General features: G+C 67.5%; 19 protein-coding genes. 9 read left to right on the top strand and 10 right to left on the bottom strand.

The genetic code is table 11. The features are described 5' to 3' along the window. Positions 1 to 145: 145 nt before the first annotated feature. The 5 genes from uvrB to rpsA form a co-directional block, all read right to left on the bottom strand. Entirely contained in the window at positions 146 to 2,215 is a 2,070-nt protein-coding gene (uvrB, locus tag J2Y69_RS12180; protein ID WP_310021082.1) for an excinuclease ABC subunit UvrB, read from the bottom strand. 127 nt (positions 2,216 to 2,342) lie between these two features. After that, entirely contained in the window at positions 2,343 to 2,900 is a 558-nt protein-coding gene (locus tag J2Y69_RS12175) for a hypothetical protein (RefSeq protein WP_310021080.1), read from the bottom strand. A 320-nt stretch (positions 2,901 to 3,220) separates the two neighbouring features. Further along, positions 3,221 to 4,012 (bottom strand): GNAT family N-acetyltransferase, encoded by a 792-nt coding sequence (locus J2Y69_RS12170; protein WP_310021078.1) that lies wholly within the window; start codon positions 4,010 to 4,012, stop codon positions 3,221 to 3,223. Next, a complete protein-coding gene (gene coaE / locus J2Y69_RS12165) occupies positions 4,009 to 4,617 on the bottom strand; it encodes a dephospho-CoA kinase (protein WP_310021076.1) in 609 nt (202 codons plus the stop codon). The genes J2Y69_RS12170 and coaE overlap by 4 nt, the downstream gene beginning before the upstream one ends. An 83-nt stretch (positions 4,618 to 4,700) precedes the next feature. Next, positions 4,701 to 6,155 (bottom strand): 30S ribosomal protein S1, encoded by a 1,455-nt coding sequence (gene rpsA / locus J2Y69_RS12160; RefSeq protein WP_310021074.1) that lies wholly within the window; start codon positions 6,153 to 6,155, stop codon positions 4,701 to 4,703. A gap of 258 nt (positions 6,156 to 6,413) precedes the next feature. Between rpsA and J2Y69_RS12155 the strand changes: the two genes are divergently transcribed. Then, positions 6,414 to 6,971, top strand: a complete 558-nt coding sequence (locus J2Y69_RS12155) for a hypothetical protein (RefSeq protein WP_310021071.1) — start codon at positions 6,414 to 6,416, stop codon at positions 6,969 to 6,971. Between the two features lie 107 nt (positions 6,972 to 7,078). Then, on the top strand, positions 7,079 to 7,897 hold the full coding sequence (locus J2Y69_RS12150; RefSeq protein WP_310021069.1) for a hypothetical protein: 819 nt from the start codon (positions 7,079 to 7,081) through the stop codon (positions 7,895 to 7,897). A 61-nt stretch (positions 7,898 to 7,958) separates the two neighbouring features. Here the strand turns inward: J2Y69_RS12150 and J2Y69_RS12145 are convergent, their stop codons facing one another. Next, the gene (locus J2Y69_RS12145) at positions 7,959 to 8,417 is read right to left on the bottom strand and encodes a hypothetical protein (protein ID WP_310021065.1); all 459 of its coding nucleotides are present in this window, start codon (positions 8,415 to 8,417) and stop codon (positions 7,959 to 7,961) included. A 49-nt stretch (positions 8,418 to 8,466) separates the two neighbouring features. Between J2Y69_RS12145 and J2Y69_RS12140 the strand changes: the two genes are divergently transcribed. Beyond that, a complete protein-coding gene (locus J2Y69_RS12140; protein ID WP_310021063.1) occupies positions 8,467 to 9,405 on the top strand; it encodes a 5'-3' exonuclease in 939 nt (312 codons plus the stop codon). 105 nt (positions 9,406 to 9,510) lie between these two features. On the opposite strand, the gene J2Y69_RS12135 is transcribed toward J2Y69_RS12140, so the two are convergent. Together J2Y69_RS12135 and trpD are read right to left on the bottom strand one after the other, a co-directional pair. After that, entirely contained in the window at positions 9,511 to 10,497 is a 987-nt protein-coding gene (locus tag J2Y69_RS12135) for a PHP domain-containing protein (RefSeq protein WP_310021061.1), read from the bottom strand. Positions 10,498 to 10,509: 12 nt separating this feature from the next. Further along, positions 10,510 to 11,574, bottom strand: a complete 1,065-nt coding sequence (gene trpD / locus J2Y69_RS12130) for an anthranilate phosphoribosyltransferase (protein WP_310021059.1) — start codon at positions 11,572 to 11,574, stop codon at positions 10,510 to 10,512. Positions 11,575 to 11,742: 168 nt separating this feature from the next. On the opposite strand from trpD, the gene ctaE reads away from it, so the two are divergent. From ctaE to thrS, 6 genes are all read left to right on the top strand, one after another. Further along, on the top strand, positions 11,743 to 12,378 hold the full coding sequence (gene ctaE, locus J2Y69_RS12125) for an aa3-type cytochrome oxidase subunit III (protein WP_310021057.1): 636 nt from the start codon (positions 11,743 to 11,745) through the stop codon (positions 12,376 to 12,378). Between the two features lie 22 nt (positions 12,379 to 12,400). Beyond that, a complete protein-coding gene (gene qcrC / locus J2Y69_RS12120; protein ID WP_310021055.1) occupies positions 12,401 to 13,201 on the top strand; it encodes a cytochrome bc1 complex diheme cytochrome c subunit in 801 nt (266 codons plus the stop codon). 33 nt (positions 13,202 to 13,234) lie between these two features. Continuing rightward, complete coding sequence (gene qcrA, locus J2Y69_RS12115; RefSeq protein WP_310021053.1) at positions 13,235 to 14,311, top strand: cytochrome bc1 complex Rieske iron-sulfur subunit; 1,077 nt, start codon at positions 13,235 to 13,237, stop codon at positions 14,309 to 14,311. Then, entirely contained in the window at positions 14,308 to 16,122 is a 1,815-nt protein-coding gene (qcrB, locus tag J2Y69_RS12110) for a cytochrome bc1 complex cytochrome b subunit (protein WP_310021051.1), read from the top strand. Before qcrA ends, qcrB begins: the two co-directional genes overlap by 4 nt. A gap of 142 nt (positions 16,123 to 16,264) precedes the next feature. Then, entirely contained in the window at positions 16,265 to 16,684 is a 420-nt protein-coding gene (locus J2Y69_RS12105; protein ID WP_310021049.1) for a rhodanese-like domain-containing protein, read from the top strand. Between the two features lie 168 nt (positions 16,685 to 16,852). Further along, positions 16,853 to 18,079, top strand: a complete 1,227-nt coding sequence (thrS, locus tag J2Y69_RS12100; RefSeq protein ID WP_310021047.1) for a threonine--tRNA ligase — start codon at positions 16,853 to 16,855, stop codon at positions 18,077 to 18,079. Positions 18,080 to 18,149: 70 nt separating this feature from the next. On the opposite strand, the gene J2Y69_RS12095 is transcribed toward thrS, so the two are convergent. Next, positions 18,150 to 18,584, bottom strand: a complete 435-nt coding sequence (locus tag J2Y69_RS12095; RefSeq protein ID WP_310021045.1) for a cytochrome c oxidase subunit 4 — start codon at positions 18,582 to 18,584, stop codon at positions 18,150 to 18,152. Between the two features lie 3 nt (positions 18,585 to 18,587). Further along, complete coding sequence (gene ctaD, locus J2Y69_RS12090; RefSeq protein WP_310021043.1) at positions 18,588 to 20,321, bottom strand: aa3-type cytochrome oxidase subunit I; 1,734 nt, start codon at positions 20,319 to 20,321, stop codon at positions 18,588 to 18,590. Positions 20,322 to 20,324: the final 3 nt, after the last annotated feature.

The raw sequence follows: 20,324 nt of genomic DNA, 5'->3' as shown, positions 1-20,324 counted from the left end.
TAGTGCGTCATCGCACCATCGACAGGTCCGCGAGGGAGGACTGCGCGAAAACCGCCGCAGAACCCACGAATCCGACATTCCACGCGCGCCGCGGTACGGACCCGCTCGACCCGATCGGCGACGCCCGCCCCGGTGGCGACGGGGCTCAGGCGTGGCCTGCGCGCTCCATGGCGCGCAGTTCCTTCTTCAGGTCCTGGACCTCGTCACGAAGCCGGGCGGCCAGCTCGAACTTGAGCTCACCGGCTGCCGCGAGCATCTGACCGGAGAGGTCTCCGATGGTCGCCTCCAGCTGCTCGGCACCCTCGGCCGCGATGCCTTCTCGGCGAAGGTTCGGCGTCGGGGACTTGCCCTTGCCGCCTCTCCCCCTCCCGGAGAGCATCTCTGCGGTATCCGCACCCTCGCGCGCCAGCACCTCGGTGATATCGGCGATCCGCTTGCGGAGCGGCTGGGGATCGATCCCGTGCTCGGTGTTGTACGCGACCTGCTTCTCCCGGCGACGATCCGTCTCGTCGATCGCCTTCCGCATCGAGTCGGTCATGTTGTCGGCGTACATGTGCACCTGACCGGACACGTTGCGCGCCGCGCGGCCGATCGTCTGGATGAGCGAGGTGCCCGAACGGAGGAAGCCCTCCTTGTCCGCGTCGAGGATCGCGACAAGGGAGACCTCCGGGAGGTCGAGCCCCTCACGAAGCAGGTTGATCCCGACGAGGACGTCGTAGACCCCGGCGCGAAGCTCCGTCAGCAGCTCCACCCGGCGCAGCGTGTCCACGTCGGAGTGCAGGTAGCGCACCCTCACCCCGTGCTCTCCGAGGAAGTCGGTGAGCTCCTCCGCCATCTTCTTCGTGAGCGTCGTCACCAGGACGCGCTCGTCGCGCTCGACGCGGAGGCGGATCTCCTCCAGAAGATCGTCGATCTGCCCCTTCGACGGCTTGACGATGATCTCCGGATCGATCAGACCCGTGGGGCGGATGATCTGCTCCACGATGCCATCGGCGATCCCCATCTCGTACTTGCCCGGCGTGGCCGAGAGGTAGACGGTCTGTCCGATCCGGCGGGTGAACTCATCCCACCTCAGCGGCCGGTTGTCCATCGCGCTCGGCAGGCGGAAGCCGTGGTCGACGAGGGTTCTCTTGCGCGAGGCATCCCCCTCGTACATCGCTCCGATCTGCGGAACGGTGACGTGGGACTCGTCGATGACCAGGAGGAAGTCGTCGGGGAAGAAGTCGAGAAGCGTGTGCGGGGGCTCGCCGGCCTGACGCCCGTCGAGATGGCGGGAGTAGTTCTCGATCCCGGAGCAGAACCCGAGCTGCTGAAGCATCTCCAGATCGAAGGTGGTGCGCATCCGCAGACGCTGAGCCTCGAGAAGCTTGCCCTGACGCTCCAGCTCGGGGAGGCGGTCGGCCAGCTCGGTCTCGATCGTTCCGATCGCCCGCTGAATGACGTCCGTGCCCGCCACGTAGTGCGAGGCGGGGAAGATCGGCACCGCGTCGAGCTTGGCGAGCACCTCCCCCGTCAGAGGGTGCAGCGAGTACAGCCCCTCGATCTCGTCGCCGAACAGCTCGATGCGGATCGCGTGCTCCTCGTAGACCGGGATGATCTCGATCGTGTCGCCGCGGACCCGGAAGTTGCCCCGGGAGAAGTCGACATCGTTGCGGTTGTACTGCATGGCGATGAACTGACGGATGAGGGCGTCGCGGTCGTACCGCTCCCCCACCTGCAGTGCGACCATCGCACGGAGGTACTCCTCCGGCGCACCAAGGCCGTAGATGCACGAGACGGTGGAGACCACCACCACATCCCGCCTGCTGAGCAGGGAGTTCGTCGTCGAGTGCCGGAGCCGCTCCACCTCGGCGTTGACCGAGGAGTCCTTCTCGATGAAGGTGTCGGTCTGGGGGACGTACGCCTCCGGCTGGTAGTAGTCGTAATAGGAGACGAAGTACTCCACCGCGTTGTGCGGCATGAGGTCTCGGAACTCGTTCGCCAGCTGTGCGGCCAGGGTCTTGTTGTGCGCGAGCACGAGCGTGGGGCGCTGCACCTGCTCGATCAGCCAGGCCGTGGTCGCCGACTTGCCCGTGCCCGTGGCGCCGAGCAGCACCACGTCGGTCTCGCCCGCGTTGATGCGGGCCGCGAGATCGGCGATCGCCTGCGGCTGATCGCCGGCCGGAGCGTACTCGCTGACGACCTCGAAGGGACGGACGCTGCGCGTGGGTTGCATCCCTCCAGCGTAGGCGCGGCCACCGACATCCGGGGCGGATGCCGTTCGCCCTACGCGCAAGGCCCGTCAGCATACGAGGGGGTGGGAGCCGCCGACGCGCCTCCCGCCCCCTCCGGACACCCCTGGCTCAGGAGTCGTGGACCTTCGGGCCCACGACCGCGGCGTAGCCGTCGATCGCCGACACGAGGTTGTCGATCTTCATCGTGCCGTCGGCGCTGACACCGGCGATGTTCAGCGTCAACGAGCCCAGCGGCGGTACCGCGCCGGCGTTGTAGGCGAGGTCGAAGCCCGTGATGCCGGAGTAGCACCCGACCATCTGCACGGCGGTCATGGTCACCTGACGGGCGCTCCGGGAGGTGACCGTCCAGACGGCGCCGGCGGAGGTGACGCTGCTTCGCGAGAGCGAGAACGCCTCGTCAGCGCCGTTGTAGGTCACCGTGGCGGTCAGCGCGAACGTCGCCCGGAACATGTCGTTCGGGAAACAGGACTCGACACGCGAGGACGACGCCGACAACACACTGTCCTTGATGTTCGGCGAGGACTCAACCAGCGAGCCGACGCTGTGGGCCCCGGTCAGGACGCTCGCGGTCGCCGCGGGGGTGGCGACCGCCGTGGCGATGACGGGGACGGACCATGCCGCGCCCTTGATGATCGTCCGGCGGGTGATGGGGGGATGCTCGCCCATGGGGCTCTCTTCTTTCGGGGGAAGGCACGACGAAGGAGGCGCTGAGGCGCCTGCACGTCCGTGCGGTGGGGGATTGTCCAGGCACGCCATCGGGCGACGGACGACACCCGCCGCGAGCACCTCGCCACGGCTCCGGAATCCGGAGCCCATGCCTGCCCCAGCAGGTGGGCTGCTCCCCAGTTCCTCACTGTATCAGCGGAATGTATATGATCTGAACATATCCAACAGAATGGGGTCAACGGTTGTAGAAAACCTCGATCGGACCCTGCTGAACGGCACGATCGTTGTGGATGACCGGTACAGGCCGCCCGACGACGGCGTCAGGCCGGGTCGCCCCGATGCCATACGTACGGCGTCGTCTCCGTGACCTTCCGGAGGCCGGCGCGTTCCAGGATCGGGCGTGAGAACTCCGTGGAATCGGACTGCAGATACCGAGCACCCCGCTCCAGAGCCGATCGCGCACGCCGGCTCGTGAGCGCACGATAGATGCCGCGCCCTCGCCATTCCTGACGCGTCGCTCCGCCCCACAGACCGGCGAACCGGGTGCCTGCGACAGGCTCCAGCCGTCCGGCGCAGATCACCGTGCCGCCCGCCTCCGCGACCCAGAGCTCGATGTCGGCGCCGGCTGCCAGCGCATCGAGCGTGCGCGTCGCCCTGACCCGCCAGTTCGGATCGCCGAAGACGCTCCCCTGCATCTCCTCCATCGCAAGGACATCGTGCTCCGCGAAGACACGGCGGATCGTCACCCCGGGAGGAAGGGGAACGTCCTGGACCAGACCGCTCGCCTCCCCGATCATCACCGACTCGGTCTCTTCCGCGGCGAAGCCCGCCTCGGCCAGAGCCTCCAGGAGACCGGGCGCCCTGTCGTGGGCTCGGGTCTTCCACTCCGCCTCGTGGAGTCCGGCGTCCCCCGCCACGCGCTGCGCGATGTCCTCGACCAGCGCGCGAACTCCTCGTTCGTCGAGATCACCGAGATCGCGATACCCGACGAAGCCCGTCCCACCGGGGAAAACCCCGAACCACACCGGCCCCACGGACGTTGCGGACAGCGCACCGGTCAGTTCGCGCTCACCGCGAAGCTCGGCGTCGTACGCCGCAAGCAGATCGGTCACCGTCGCACCTCGGCCCGAAGGCGCGACCACAGGTCGTCGGTCTGCCGTTCGGTCTCCTCGATCGTCCCGGAGGTGTCGATGATCACGTCCGCGATCGCCCGACGCCGCTCATCGCTCACCTGCGAGGCGATGCGGGATCGAGCAGCCTCCGGTTCGAGGCCCCGCAGGTCGATCAGACGCCGTTCCCGGACCGCCGCGGGGGCGTCCGCGACCACGACCAGGTCCCACGGATCATCCACCCGCGCCTCGACGAGCAGAGGGACGTCATAGACGACCACGGCGGACGGATCCGCGGCGAGGGCCGCCGTGAACCGTCGCTCCGACTCTCTCTTCACCGCAGGATGAACGATCGCGTTGAGGCGCGCGAGCGCCGCATCGTCCCCAAAGACCAGCGCACCGAGAGCCGGGCGGTCGAGGGATCCGTCATCCTGGATGACGGCTGCCCCGAACTCCTCCGCAATACGGTGCAGGACCGGGGACCCTGGGGACTGCACCTCCCGTACGATCCGATCGGCATCGACCACGACGGCACCGTGCTCCGCAAGGCGACCGGCGATCGTGGACTTGCCCGAGGCGATGCCGCCGGTCAGCGCGATGAGAGGCATGCTTCCATCCTGGCACGCCGCTCCCCCAGGAACGCGGAACGGGCCGCCGCCCGAAGGCGACGACCCGTTCCGATGGGACCTGCTTACGCGTTGCCGCCCGAGAGCTTCTCGCGCAGAGCCGCAAGCGCCTCGTCGTCGGCAAGGGTGCCGGCGCCGGTGGCGTCGCTGGAGAAGGTCTGACCGCCGAAGTCCTCGCCGGCAGCAGCCTCGGCCTCGGCCGCCTTGACGACCTGAGCCTTGTGGGCCTCCCAGCGAGCCTGGGCAGCGGCGTACTCCTGCTCCCACTTCTCGCGCTCGGCGTCGAAGCCGTCCTTCCAGGCGTTCGTCTCGGCGTCGAAGCCCTCCGGGTACTTGTACTCGCCGTTCTCGTCGTACTCGGCGAGCATGCCGTACAGAGCCGGGTCGAACTCGGTGCCGAACGGGTCGACAGCCTCGTTGGCCTGCTTGAGCGACAGCGAGATGCGGCGACGCTCGAGGTCGATGTCGATGACCTTGACGAAGACCTCTTCGCCCACCGAGACGACCTGCTCCGCCAGCTCGACGTGCTTGCTGGAGAGCTCCGAGATGTGCACGAGGCCCTCGATGCCGTCCGCGACGCGAACGAACGCACCGAACGGAACGAGCTTGGTGACCTTGCCCGGGGTGACCTGGCCGATGGCGTGGGTACGGGCGAAGACCTGCCACGGGTCCTCCTGCGTCGCCTTCAGCGACAGGGAGACCCGCTCGCGGTCGAGGTCCACCTCGAGGATCTCGACGGTGACCTCCTGGCCGACCTCGACAACCTCGGAAGCGTGCTCGATGTGCTTCCAGGACAGCTCGGAGACGTGCACCAGACCGTCGACGCCGCCGAGGTCGACGAACGCGCCGAAGTTGACGATCGAGGACACGACGCCCTTGCGGACCTGGCCCTTGTGCAGGTTGTTGAGGAACGTGGTGCGCGACTCCGACTGCGTCTGCTCGAGCAGGGCGCGGCGGCTGAGGACCACGTTGTTGCGGTTCTTGTCGAGCTCGAGGATCTTCGCCTCGAGCTCCTGACCGAGGTACGGGGTGAGGTCGCGGACGCGACGCAGCTCGATGAGCGAGGCGGGGAGGAAGCCGCGGAGCCCGATGTCGACGATGAGGCCACCCTTGACGACCTCGATCACCTGACCGGTGACGACGCCGTCGTTCTCCTTGATCTTCTCCACGTCGCCCCAGGCGCGCTCGTACTGCGCGCGCTTCTTCGACAGGATCAGACGGCCTTCCTTGTCCTCCTTCTGGAGAACGAGGGCCTCGACCTGGTCGCCGACGGCGACGACCTCGTTGGGGTCGACGTCGTGCTTGATGGAGAGCTCGCGCGAGGGGATGACGCCCTCGGTCTTGTAGCCGACGTCGAGCAGAACCTCATCGCGGTCGATCTTGACGATCGTGCCCTCGATGATGTCGCCGTCGTTGAAGAACTTGAGGGTCTTCTCGACCGCGGCCAGGAAGTCCTCAGCAGAGCCGATGTCGTTGATCGCGACCTGCTTGGCGGCCGGGGCGGTCGTTGCGGTAGTCATGTAGTGGGTTGTCCTTGTAGATGGAAGATCAGGCTCCGACGCACCGGACTGCGTGCAGGACGGCGGAACGCGGCGAAGCGGGGTGGATATGGATTGCTCGTCACTCACGCATGGAGAACCCTACGGGTGACACTTCAGGTTATCAGAACGAGCACCGGCCGAGGGTTCTTTTTCCTTCGGGTTCCTGCACGTCGATCGATCCGGCGTCCGCCTGTGGATAACCGTCTCGGCGTGGTCACGTCGAGCTAGCGTGATGCCGTGCCTGCCTCCCACGTGTCCCACGCCGTCGCCCGCCGCTCGACGATGCGCGGCCTCGCTGCCACGACGACCGTCTGCCTCCTTGCCCTCGCCGTCACCGGCTGCGGCGTGCCCGACGCCCCGAGCCCGACACCCACGGCCTTGTTCGCCACGGAGGATGAGGCGTTCGCCGCCGCCGAGGAGACCTATCGGGCCTACGTCGACGCATCGAACGACCGCAGGTCCGGCGTTGATGGCGTCGATCCTCAGTCCTTCCTCGGTGGACAGGCTTTGGAAGATGAAATCTCAGTGCTACGAGACCTCCGAGCGGCCGGAAAACAAGTTGTCGGCAGCTCCACACTCAGCAGATTCGCTGGGAACGAGTTCGATTCAACTTCCGGGGCCGTAGAAGCGGAAGCGTGCATCGACGTGTCTGCCACCAAAGTCATGACGACTGACGGGCAGGACGTCACTCCGATGCAGCGCCCGTCACGAGTAGGCGTTGCTCTCAATTTCATTGTTGTTGACCGCCATCCACGAGTCGTAGATTCGCGACCAGACGAGACCGCATGTCTATGAAACGCGTTCTTGTGGTGCACACGGCCATCTCACTACTTTTCCTGCCCTTTGCGGCCATAGCAGCCGCAGATGAAGAACGCTGCTCCGCCGAGGCCATTGCAGTCGGTATGTGCAACGACGGAGGCGGCGTTTGGGTCGGCGCAGAGGAGACCACCTCCACGACACCCGGCGACTCCGTCGATACCGGCAACGGCACCCCCGACACAGGCGCCGCGGAGACGGAGGAGATAGAGGAGGGTGTTTCCGGCCCCGACACCGGGGAGTCCTCGGCGCCGACATCCTCTGGCACCGGAAATCAGGGACCGGATCGTCTCCAGCAGTGTCTGGGCGCCTGGAACGACGACCGGAACTGCTTCACCGCACGGCCGCCGTCGACAGCGACACCGCCGCCCACGGATCCGGAAGCTCCGACCCCGGTCCCCGGCCCGGCCGCTCCGCAGACCCGACCCGTCACCATCTCGGACCTCGTCCGGCTCGCGCCGGCGGGCGTGCAGGCGGGCACCGAGCCGGGCAACGTCGCCGTGGTGGGGCTCCCGGCGAACGTTGTCAGCCGTGCGACGGCCGAGACGCTGACGGCGACCGTGCTCGGCCGGCCGATCGTCGTGCGCTTCGCCCCTCAGGCCTTCGACTTCTCCTATGGCGACGGCGCCACGGCCACGACGACGACCGGTGGGGCGGATTGGGCGACCCTCGGGCAGGATCTCTTCACCCCGACGGCGACGAGCCATGTGTACACCGCCCGCGGCGTCTACACCCTCTCGGTCACCGTGCACTACTCCGCGGAGATCGATCTCGGCGGAGGGTGGACCCGCATCGGCGGAACGGTCGCCGGCGCACCGTCCTCGCAGGAGATCCGGGTGTTCGAGGCGCGCACGGCGCTCGTCGGCCACGCGTGCACGGAGCGCCCGAACGCCCCCGGATGCTAAGAAGCCCGGCGGCGGCGAGAGGACTGGGGCGAGAGGGCTGGATGAGGGACCGATCTGCTCGTCAGTAGCAGGCGCTCTGCGCGGTGACCGTCACCATGCGCCCGGCCTGATCGATGACCAGGATCACGTTGCGCTCCCCATGAGCAAGCCCGATACCCCGCATGGGCCAGACAGGAGACTTTCCCTCGCCGACAAGCTCCCACCCGTCCTCGCCCGACATCTCCTCGGCCACTCGACGAAAGAGCGAATCGGCCGAACCCGGTTCGATGACCGCGGTGCTCGTGGCCGACCATTCCCGTTGCGACGACATCGGAGACGGACTGCTGCACGGCTGCTCCAGGCTGTCCCCTCTCTGCTCGGGAGCATCGAGCCCCGCCGCACGCAGCACCGCCGAGACGTCTCGTTCGGCCGCTGCCCTGGCCCCGTCCGCCGGATCTCCTCCAACCACCCCAGGGGTACAGCCGGTGATCATGCAGAGCGCGGCGATCAAAGAGGCGAGAGACAGCGAGCGACCATGCACAGGCCAACCCTAGATGCCCGGCATCGTCCGCCCAGCGAACGGGCATGCCATGATCGATGCCGTGAGCCGACTGATGCTGCTGGACACCGCCTCGCTCTATTTCCGCGCCTTCTACGGAGTTCCCGACACGGTGAGGTCAGCCGACGGGACCTCGGTCAACGCGGTACGGGGCCTGCTCGACATGATCGCGAAGCTCGTGACCACGTACGAGCCCACCCATCTGGTGGCCTGCTGGGACGACGACTGGCGTCCGCAGTGGAGGGTCGACCTGATCCCGAGCTACAAGACTCACCGCGTCGTCGAGGTCGTCGCCGACGGTGCCGACGTGGAGGAGGTGCCCGATCCGCTCGAGACCCAGATCCCGATCATCCGCGAGGCCCTCGCAGCCCTCCGCGTCCCGGTGATCGGTGTCGCAGAGCACGAGGCGGACGACGTCATCGGCACCCTCGCCACCATCTCGGACATGCCCGTCGACGTGGTGACGGGCGATCGCGACCTGTTCCAGCTCATCGATGACGAACGGGATGTCCGGATCGTCTACACGGCCCGCGGCATGAGCAACCTCGAGATCCTCACCGATGCGACGGTCGTCGAGAAGTACGGCGTCCTCCCCCGCCAGTATGCGGACTTCGCGACGATGCGCGGTGACGCGTCGGACGGGCTTCCCGGAGTCGCCGGAGTGGGCGAGAAGACGGCGGCGACGCTTCTCGCCGCGCACGGCGACCTGCACGGCATCCGCGCGGCCGCAGCCGCCGGCGAGGGGATGTCGGCCGGCGTCGCGAAGAAGATCCTGGTCGCATCCGACTACCTCGACGTCGCACCGACCGTGGTCCGCGTCGCGACGGCACTGCCGATCTCCGTGCCGGAGGAACCCCTCCGCCCGCTGGACCAGGAGGAGAAGTCGCTGGCCGTGGCCCTTGCCGAGCGATGGAACCTCGGCACATCGATGGGCCGGGCCATCACCGCGCTCGACCGCACGGCTCCCTGACCTCGCCGAGACTGCATCTGCGTCGCGAGACAGCAGGAAAAGTGCGCAGTCTCGTGACGCAGATGCAGTCTCGCGGTCCGGAGGAGGCGGGGGGCTCCGCGGACCTCACTCCGCCCAGCGGCGGAGGCGATCGAGGCCCCAGGTCGTCACGATCCGTTCCGGCGGAACGCCGGCACGCTCGGCGCGCTCGGCGCCGTGATCCAGCAGCGACAGCTGCCCCGGGGCATGAGCGTCCGAGTCGATCGAGAACAGGCATCCCGCGTCGAGGGCGAGGGCGATCAGCTCGTCCGGCGGATCCTGGCGCTCCGGCCGGGAGTTGATCTCCACCGCGACCCCGTTCTCGGCGCACGCGGCGAACACGGCACGCGCGTCGAAGGACGAAGGCGGACGCGTGCCCCGTTCGCCCTGCACGAGCCGCCCGGTGACATGCCCGAGAACGTTCACGCGAGGGTCGGCGACAGCGGCGAGCAGTCTCCTGGTCATCGGGGCCGCGTCCATGCGCAGCTTCGAATGCACAGACGCGACGACGACGTCGAGCTCGCCGAGGAGGGCGTCGTCCTGATCGAGACCGCCGTCCTCCAGGATGTCGACCTCGATCCCGGTGAGCATCGTCAGACCTCCGCCGGAGGCGGCCCGGACGAGCGGGAGCTGCTCACGGAGCCGCTCCGCGGACAGTCCGCGGGCGACCCGGAGCCGCGGCGAGTGGTCGGTGATCGCGAGATACTCATGCCCGAGAGCCCGTGCGGCGTCCGCCATCACTTCGATCGGGGTCGTCCCGTCGGACCATTCCGTGTGCGCGTGCAGGTCTCCGCGGAGGCGTGACCTCAGCACGGAGGCGCGCTCGGGCTCGACATGTCCTCGGAGCTCCGAGAGGTAGGAGGGGACCTCGCCCTCCAGCGCCTGGCGGATCACCTCGAACGTGGACTCCCCGATGCCCGCCGCTGCCCGGATCCGTGCCGGATCGGCGCGCTCGGCCTCGGACAGCGCGCCGAACGCGTCCGCGGCCTTCCGGAACGCCTTCGCCCGATACCGGGAGGCCCGCTCGCGCTCGAGCAGGGTCGCGATCTCGAGAAGCGCGTCGAGGGGGTCCACGATGTCCTCCGCCTACGCCGAGGCGAGCTCCTGCGACACGGAAACCCACTGCGTGAGCTTCGCCGCGGCCCGGCCGTCGTCCACGGCCGCCGCCGCACGGGCGAAGGCGTCGCGGAGGCGGTCGACGATCGGACGCTGGGACTCGGCCGCGTCCAGCGAGAGGTCATAGGCGACGATGCCTGCGGCCGCGTTCAGCAGCACGATGTCGCGCACCGGCCCCGTCTCGCCCTCGAGCGTCCTCCGGAGCACCTCCGCGTTGTGCGCCGGAGTGCCCCCGATGAGGTCGGCGAGGTCGGCGAGCGGAACCCCAAGATCGCGCGGATCGAGGTCGTGCTCGTGGATGTCCCCTCGCGAGACCTCCCAGATGCGGCTGTGTCCCGTCGTCGTCAGCTCGTCCAGCCCGTCATCGCCCCGGAAGACGAGCGCGGTCGCGCCTCTCGTCCGGAACACTCCGGTGATGAGCGGAACGCGGTCCAGCTGCGCCACTCCCACCGCGTTGGCCTCGGCACGAGCCGGATTGCAGAGCGGTCCGAGCATGTTGAAGACGGTGGGAACGCCGAGCTCGGCGCGGACGGCGCCGGCGTTCCGGAAGCCCGGGTGGAAGGCCCCGGCCCACGCGAAGGTGATGCCCGTCCGCTCGAGGGTGGCCGCGACCGCGGCCGGATCGAGGGACAGCTCCAGGCCCAGTGCGCTGAGGACGTCCGAGGACCCCGAGGCCGAGCTCGCCGCCTTGTTCCCGTGCTTGACGACGGGGATGCCGAGCGATCCGATGATGATCGCGGCCGTCGTGGAGATGTTCACGGTGCCGACCCGGTCTCCCCCGGTGCCGACGATGTCGAGCGCGTCAGAGGACACCGGCAGCGGCACGGCCGCCTCCAGGATCGCGTCGCGGAAGCCGACGACTTCGTCGACGGTCTCCCCCTTCGCGCGGAGGCCCACGAGGAACCCGGCCAGCTGGGCGTTGGTCGCCTCGCCCCGCATGACCTGCCGCATCGCCCAGGTCGACTCGTAGACGCTGAGATCGCGCCCCTCCAGGAGTGTGGAGAGGACATCGGGCCAGGTCAGCACATCCGCCATGTCTGCGATCCTATCGACGCGAAGGGGTCGTGACCTTCCCGTGACCGTCGCGCCGAAGACCGGATCCACAGGGGATTCCCGGCCGCTTCTTAGGCTTCCCTAAGTCCATTGCGGGCGAAACGGGGCCCGCGGGTGCAAGAATCGTCGTCCCGGATCGGCCATAATGGAGTGGTGACGACCTCAGCGACGTATGCCCCGGCGGCGAGAACGATCAAGCGGCCCAACCCTGTGGCTGTCGGCACCATCGTGTGGCTCGGCAGTGAGGTGATGTTCTTCGCGGGACTCTTCGCGATCTACTTCACCCTGCGAAGCACCTCGCCGGAGCTCTGGGCTTCGCGCACGGAGCTGCTGAACATCCCGTTCGCCACGGTCAACACCATCATCCTGGTGCTCTCCTCTGTCACCTGCCAGATGGGCGTCTTCGCTGCCGAGCGCATGCAGCCGTACACGGCGCGCAATGCCAAGGGCCGCAAGAGCTGGGGCATGGTCGAGTGGTTCTGGCTCACCTTCGTCCTCGGCGCGATCTTCGTCTCCGGCCAGGTCTGGGAGTACTCGCAGCTCGTCGCGGAGGGCATGCCGATCTCGGCCGACTCCTACGCCTCGGCCTTCTACATCACGACCGGCTTCCACGCCCTGCATGTCACCGGCGGCATCATCGCGTTCCTGCTCGTGATCGGCCGCGCATACGCCGTCAAGAACTTCACGCACAAGGAGGCGACCTCGTCGATCGTCGTGTCGTACTACTGGCACTTCGTCGACGTCGTCTGGATCGTGCTGTTCCTGGTCATTTACTTCCTGAAATAAGAGAGCGAAGCGGATTCCCGACATGGTACGAGAGAAGAAGCGCCGTTCCCGCGGCCGTCGCAGCCCCCTGGCCGCCATCGCCCTGATCGGCGCAGGCCTCATGATCACCGGCGGCGTGTACGCCGGTGCGTCCGCCGCCTTCGCCGCGAGCGAGCCGACCGCCGTCACCGCACAGGTGTCGGTCGATGACGGCAAGAAGCTCTTCCAGGCCAACTGCGCCACCTGCCACGGCATGGACCTGCAGGGCACGAGCAACGGGCCGAGCCTGTTCGGCGTTGGCGAGCTCGCGGTCGAGTTCCAGGTCTCCACCGGCCGTATGCCCCTGCAGCAGCAGGGTCCGCAGGCGCCGCAGAAGCACCCGCAGTTCACCGAGACGCAGATCAAGTCGATGGCGGCATGGGTGCAGTCCGTGGCCCCCGGCCCGACCTACCCCGAGGCCAAGACCCTCGACGGGGAGGGCGACGTCTCACACGGCGCCGAGCTGTTCCGGATCAACTGCGCGATGTGCCACAACGTCGCCGCCGCCGGAGGCGCGCTCACCGAGGGCAAGTACGCCCCGCCGCTGACGCAGACCAGCGCGCTGCACATGTACGCGGCCATGGTCACCGGTCCGCAGAACATGCCGGTGTTCGGCGACATGAACCTCTCCAGCGAGGACAAGCGCGACATCATCTCCGCGCTCCTGTTCCAGCAAAAGGCCACGCAGGTCGGCGGGTTCACGCTCGGATCCCTCGGTCCTGTCTCGGAGGGCCTGTTCATCTGGATCTTCGGAATCGGCGCACTCGTCGCCCTCACCGTGTGGATCACGGCGAAGTCCAACTGACGCTTGCATATCGAAGAACGTACGAGGAGCACCATGGCACACGACGACGACTCGCAGGCTCTCGACCGGGCCTACCGGCCCGCCCCGGGGCTGAGCGTCGCAGTCAGCGACCCGGCGGAGAACCCGGGTCTGCCGCCGCACCGTGAACGGGTGACCGATCAGGACCCGAAGGCGATGAAGACCGCGGTCCGCACGGTCTACACGCTGTTCTACCTCTCGGTCGCCGGCAGCATCTGGGCGGTCGCCGCCTACATGCTGTTCCCGATCGAGAGCGGCGCGCTGATCGACGTGCGCTACAACAACCTCTTCATCGGACTCGGCATCGCGCTGGCCCTGCTCGCACTCGGCCTCGGTGCGATCCACTGGTCCAAGGCGATCATGTCCGACAAGGAATACACCGAGGACCGCCACGGCACACGCGGTCGCGACTCGACGCGTGAGGCGGCGATCAAGGCGTTCGCCGACGCCAACGAGGAGTCCGGCTTCGGACGCCGCGTGATGATCCGCAACTCGCTGTTCGCCGCGGTGGCCGCCTCGATCATCCCCGGCGTCACGCTGTTCCGCGGGCTCGCCCCGCACAGCACCGCCGAGAACCCGATCGCGGGTGACCCGGTGCAGCTCCTCAAGCACACGATGTGGGACAAGGGCGTTCGTCTCGCCCGTGACCCTGACGGCACCCCGATCCGCGCCGCGGATGTGACCCTGGGGTCCGCCGTCCACGTGATCCCCGAGACGCTCACCGAGCTCGGGCACGACGGCGGCTACCTCGAGGAGAAGGCCAAGGCCATCGTCCTCCTGATGCGGCTCCTCCCCGAGCAGCTCATCGAGGCCGATGACCGCAAGGACTGGTCCTACGACGGCATCGTCGCCTACTCCAAGGTCTGCACGCACGTCGGCTGCCCCGTGGCCCTGTACGAGCAGCAGACCCACCACCTGCTCTGCCCCTGCCACCAGTCGCAGTTCGACGTCACCGAGCACGCCAAGGTCATCTTCGGCCCGGCCGCGCGCCCGCTGCCTCAGCTGCCCATCGCCGTGGACGCCGAGGGCTACCTCGTCGCGCGGAGCGACTTCACCGAACCCGTCGGCCCGAGCTTCTGGGAGCGCCATTGAGCACCTCAACCGTCACCGAAGACAAGAAATCGGAGAAGCCCCTCGGCGGACGCTTCATCGGCGCCACCGCGAACTACATCGACGAGCGCACCAGCCTGTCCGGCTTCGTGAAGGAGCTCGGCCGGAAGATCTTCCCTGATCACTGGTCGTTCATGCTCGGCGAGATCGCGCTCTGGAGCTTCGTCGTCGTCCTCCTCTCGGGGACGTTCTTGACCTTCTTCTTCCAGGCCACGATGGTGCCGACGCACTACACCGGTGCCTACGCCCCCATGCGCGGCATCGAGATGTCCGCGGCGCTCGAGTCCACCCTGCGCATCTCGTTCGACCTGCGCGGCGGGCTCCTCGTCCGTCAGATCCACCACTGGGCCGCCCTGGTCTTCGTCGCCGGGATCGGCGTGCACATGCTGCGCGTCTTCTTCACCGGTGCCTTCCGCAAGCCGCGCGAGCTGAACTGGGTCATCGGATTCGTCCTGTTCGTCCTGGCGATGGCAGAGGGCTTCACGGGCTACTCGCTCCCCGACGACCTCCTCTCGGGCAACGGCCTCCGGATCATCGACGGCATGATCAAGGGCCTTCCGCTGATCGGCACCTGGACCTCGTTCCTCCTCTTCGGCGGCGAGTTCCCCGGCACCGACATCGTCGGACGGCTGTACACGCTGCACATCCTGCTGCTCCCCGCGCTCGTGCTCGCCTTCGTCGTGCTGCACCTGATGCTCATGGTGATCAACAAGCACACGCAGTTCGCCGGCCCCGGCCGCTCGAACGGCAACGTTGTGGGCTACCCGATGATGCCGGTCTACATGTCGAAGATGGGCGGCTTCCTGTTCATCGTCTTCGGTGTGATCGTGCTGATCGCCTCGCTCTTCCAGATCAACCCGATCTGGAACTACGGACCGTACGACCCCTCCCCCGTGTCCGCCGGAACCCAGCCAGACTGGTATATCGGCTTCGCGGACGGTGCGCTGCGTCTTGCTCCGTCGAACCTCGACATCGTGTTCCTCGATCACACGTGGTCCTTCGGCATCCTGCTGCCGGTCGCCGTGCTCGGGATCTTCATCGTCCTGGTCGCGATCTACCCCTTCATCGAGGCGTGGGTCACCGGAGACAAGCGCGAGCACCACATCGCCCAGCGCCCGCGCAACGCCGCGACGCGCACGGCCATCGGCGTCGCCGGTGTGATCTTCTACGCCGTGCTGTGGGCGGCTGCGTCCTCCGACCTCATCGCGACGCACTTCATGCTGACGATGGAGGGTGTGATCCACACGCTCCAGGCGCTGCTGTTCGTCGGCCCCGTGCTCGGCTACTTCATGACCAAGCGCATCTGCATCGCGCTGCAGAAGAAGGACCGTGAGATCGTGCTGCACGGCTACGAGTCCGGCCGCATCGTCCGCCTTCCCGGCGGGGAGTTCATCGAGGTGCACAAGCCGGTCGACGTGTACGACCGGTGGAAGCTCGTCGACATCGAGACCTACGAGCCGCTCGTGGTCCGCCCGAACGCCAGGGGCCGTATCCCGTGGACGCAGAACTTCCGTTCCGCGCTGTCGCGCTGGTTCTTCGAGGACCGTCTCTCGCCGCTCACGCAGGCCGAGATCGCCGAGGCCGACGCTCACCAGCACCACGTCCTGCACGATGTGGACGACACCGCGGCCACGGAGATCAAGGGCGCTCACGAGCGCGCCGGTTTCGCCGAGGACGAGATCGCCCCGATCGATGAGGGGCACGTCGGCGAGACGCCGAACACCCCCAGCTCGGTGATCGCCACCGAGCCGACGGAGAAGCCGCGGAAGAAGAAGTCGGAGGACGGCGAGTAGTCGCCGCTCCCCCACCGTCTGAGGCCCGTCGATCATCTGATCGGCGGGCCTCAGACGTTTCCTGGCTTGGTCCAGCTCTGTCTTCTCGATCCGACGGATCCCAGACCCTCCCGCGCGTGATTTGTGGTTCTAGGCTGAGAGCATGACCGATCGCGCCGCCTACTTCGCCGCCAAGCTCGCCGCAGAGACCGACCCGAGCGACCTCCACGCCGCCCGTGCGGCCGGAGAGGAGCTGATCGTCATCGACGTCCGATCGGACGAGGCGTGGGCGCAGGGCCGGCTCCCCCAGGCGATCCATATGCCCTACCGTGAGATCGCGGAGCGGGCGCCGCGTGAGATCCCATCGGGCTCGCACGTCGTGGTGTACTGCTGGAGTCCCGGCTGCAACGCCGGCGCCAAGGGAGCGCTGGAGTTCGCCGCCCTCGGCTACGACGTGCGCGAGCTGATCGGCGGGTTCGAGTACTGGGCCCGCGAGGGTTACCCGATCGAGGACGCCGATGGCATCCACCATCGCCCCGTCGATCCCCTTACGGGAGTCCCCCGGGTGCGAACCCGCGCATGACCCTCCGTACCGCATGCTAACGTCGTCGCATGCGGATGCAGCAGATCACGACGACGCCGGTACCTCTCCGGCGCGATCTGTAGCGAATCCACGCACGAACGAAGCCCGGGGAGACACCCCGGGCTTCGTCGTCTCCGGTGTCCTCCCGTGCAGGAACAGGAGAAGACGATGGACCTCAACGATCACCGCACCCTCGGCCGACGACTCGGCCTGTTCGACACCGCCTCGGATGTGGGAGCCGGCCTCCCGATCTGGCTTCCGGACGGCGCGATCCTTCGCGAACAGCTCGAAGGCTTCGCCGCCGAGATCGCCGAGCGCTCGGGCTGCCAGCGCGTCTACACACCGGTTCTGGCCAAGCGGTCGCTCTTCGAGCGCAGTGGGCACTGGGAGAAGTTCTCCGCGGACATGTTCCCGCCGATGCGCGTCGGCGGAGACGAACTGGTGCTGCGCCCCGCCAACTGTCCCAGCCATGTCGAGGTGTACCGGGCGGCCGCACACAGCTGGCGAGACCTCCCCCTGCGGCTCAGCGAGTCGGCGAGCATGTTCCGCAGCGAGCTCACCGGCGTGCTGGGCGGGCTCAGCCGCGTGCGGCAGATCAGCCTCGACGACGCGCATGTCTTCTGCCGACCTGACCAGGTCGTCGACGAGGTCGTCCACGCCCTCAAGGCCATCCGCATCGCCTACGACGTCCTGGGCATCGACATCGCGTCCGTCCGGCTCTCCGTCCGCGGAACCGCCGGCGCAGAGGCCGGCGATGACGACACCTGGGCAGCTTCCGAACAGGATCTCAGCGGTGCGCTGGAGCGCCTGGGTCTCCGCGCCCACCGGGCACCGGGAGAGGGCGCCTTCTACGGCCCCAAGATCGATGTGCAGATCCGGGACGCCGCCGGACGAGAGCAGACCCTCTCGACCGTGCAGGTGGACCGGGTGCTGCCTCAACGGTTCGCGCTGCGCTACGCCGCAGCCGATGGCTCCATCGCCCGGCCGGTCATGGTCCATCGCGGGCTGATCGGATCGATGGAGCGCCTGGTCGCCGTCCTCATCGAGCAGTACCAGGGCCGTTTCCCGACCTGGTTGGCACCGGTGCAGATCGCGCTGCTCCCTCTCGACCCCCGACGCCATGCCGACGACGTCTCCCGGATCCAACGACGATTCGCTGATGCGGGAATCCGGGCGCGTCTGGAGGACCGTGGATCGCTCGGCGCGCGAATCCGACGCGTACGGGACGCGAGGATCGCACGGGTCGCGGTGATCGGCGACCGGGAGCTCGCCGAGGACACCGTCTCGATCGATGACCGTGCCGTCCCCGTCGAGGCCCTGATCGCCCGGATACAGGACGAGATCCGGACACGGGCGCGAGAGCCCCGGACCGCGCTCGAGGATCGACGGTCCTGAGGACGAGAAACGCCCCTTGAACCGGAGTCCAAGGGGCGTTTCGTCTCATCCGCAGAAGCGGACGAGGTCCTCAGCGGGCGAAATGCCCGCGGTAGTACTCGTACACCCAGCCGACGATCGCGATGACGAAGATCGCGAGGCTCACCGGGAACAGGAACTGTCCGACCGCGAGCCCGATCATTCCGAGCGCTGCGGAGCCCGCCAGCACGATCGGCCACCACGACCACGGGCTGAACTCGCCGAGCTCCGGGTCACCGTCGTCGATGTCCGAGGAGAGGTTGTCCTCGGGGAGCTGACCGCCCTGCGCCTTGTGCGTCCGGCTGAGGTAGAACGCGATCATGGCGCCCATGAACGCCGAGAAGAACAGCGCCACGGTGCCGACCCACTCGATCGCGGTCACGAGATCGCGATCGGGGTGGGCCAGGATGTTCCAGACCGTGTAGACCACGCCGACCAGCGCGAAGAACCCGGTCAGGATCCACCAGAGGATGACGTTGTCGCGCATGGCTTAGTTGGCCTTTCCTGCGGCATCGGCGGGAGCGGCAACAGGGTGCTCCGCGGCCTCGGGGTGATTCAGGTCGAAGGCCGGGCGCTCGCTGCGGATGCGCGGGATCGACGTGAAGTTGTGTCGCGGCGGCGGACAGGACGTCGCCCACTCCAGCGAGCCTCCGTAGCCCCACGGGTCGTTGACCGTGACCTTCGGCGCCTTGCGTGCCGTGATCCACACGTTGAGGAAGAACGGCAGCATCGATGCGCCCAGGATGATCGCGCCGATCGTGGAGACCTGGTTCTGCCACGTCCAGTTGTCGTACGCGGAGTAGTCCGCGTACCGACGGGGCATGCCGTCGACGCCCAGCCAGTGCTGGATGAGGAAGGTCATGTGGAAGCCGATGAACAGCATCCAGAAGTGGACGTAGCCCAGACGCTCGTTGAGCATGCGACCGGTCCACTTCGGCCACCAGAAGTAGAAGCCGGCGAACATCGCGAACACGACCGTGCCGAAGACCACGTAGTGGAAGTGCGCAACCACGAAGTAGGAGTCCGAGAGGAAGAAGTCCAGCGGCGGCGCGGCCAGGATGACGCCGGTGAGGCCACCGAAGACGAACGAGACCAGGAAGCCCAGCGAGAAGACCATCGGTGTCTCGAAAGTGAGTGACCCACGCCACATCGTGCCGATCCAGTTGAAGATCTTCACCCCTGTCGGGACGGCGATCAACATGGTCATCAGCGCGAAGAACGGCAGCAGCACAGAGCCGGTGACGTACATGTGGTGCGCCCAGACGGCGACCGAGAGGGCCGCGATCGCGATCGTCGCGTAGACCAGGGTCTTGTATCCGAAGATCGGCTTGCGGCTGAAGACCGGGAAGATCTCCGAGACGATGCCGAAGAACGGCAACGCGATGATGTAGACCTCCGGGTGGCCGAAGAACCAGAACAGGTGCTGCCAGAGGAGCACGCCGCCGTTGGCCGGGTCGTAGATGTGCGCACCCAGCACGCGGTCCGCGGCCGCTGCCAGCATGGCCGCGGCGAGCACCGGGAAGGCCATGAGGATCAACAGGCTCGTGATCAGCGTGTTCCACGAGAAGATCGGCATGCGCCACATGGTCATGCCGGGGGCGCGCATCGTGATGATCGTGGTGATGAAGTTCACCGCACCGAGGATGGTGCCGAATCCGGACAGGCCGAGGCCGAGCATCCAGAGGTTGCCTCCGGCGCCCGGGGAGAAGGAGGCGTTCGCGAGGGGCTGGTATGCGAACCAGCCGAACGACGCCGCGCCCTGCGGGGTGAGGAAGCCGGCGACCGCGATGGTCGAGCCGAACAGGAACAGCCAGAAGGCGAAGGCGTTCAGACGCGGGAAGGCGACGTCCGGCGCGCCGATCTGCAGCGGCAGGATCGCGTTCGCGAAGCCCGCGAAGAGCGGGGTGGCGAACATCAGCAGCATGATCGTGCCGTGCATCGTGAACAGCTGGTTGTACTGCTCCTTCGTCGGGATGATCTGCATCCCGGGCGCGAAGAGCTCGGCGCGGATGATCAGCGCCATGACGCCACCGAGGAGGAAGAACAGCACCGAGGCGATCAGGTACATGTAGCCGATCGTCTTGTGGTCGGTGGAGGTGATCCACTTGACGACGATGTTGCCCTTCTGCTCCACGCGGGTGGAGGTGAGGAGCGCGGCCTGCCGCGGCGGGATGGTCCTGGGACGGCTTCCCGCCTCAGAGGTGTCCGGAAGGGTGGATGTCATCGG

This window comes from Microbacterium resistens (assembly GCF_031456305.1).
Taxonomy (GTDB): Bacteria; Actinomycetota; Actinomycetes; order Actinomycetales; family Microbacteriaceae; genus Microbacterium; species Microbacterium resistens_A.
The sequence above is the reverse complement of the archived record's forward strand: the minus strand, read 5'-3'. Positions and strand labels throughout refer to the sequence as shown.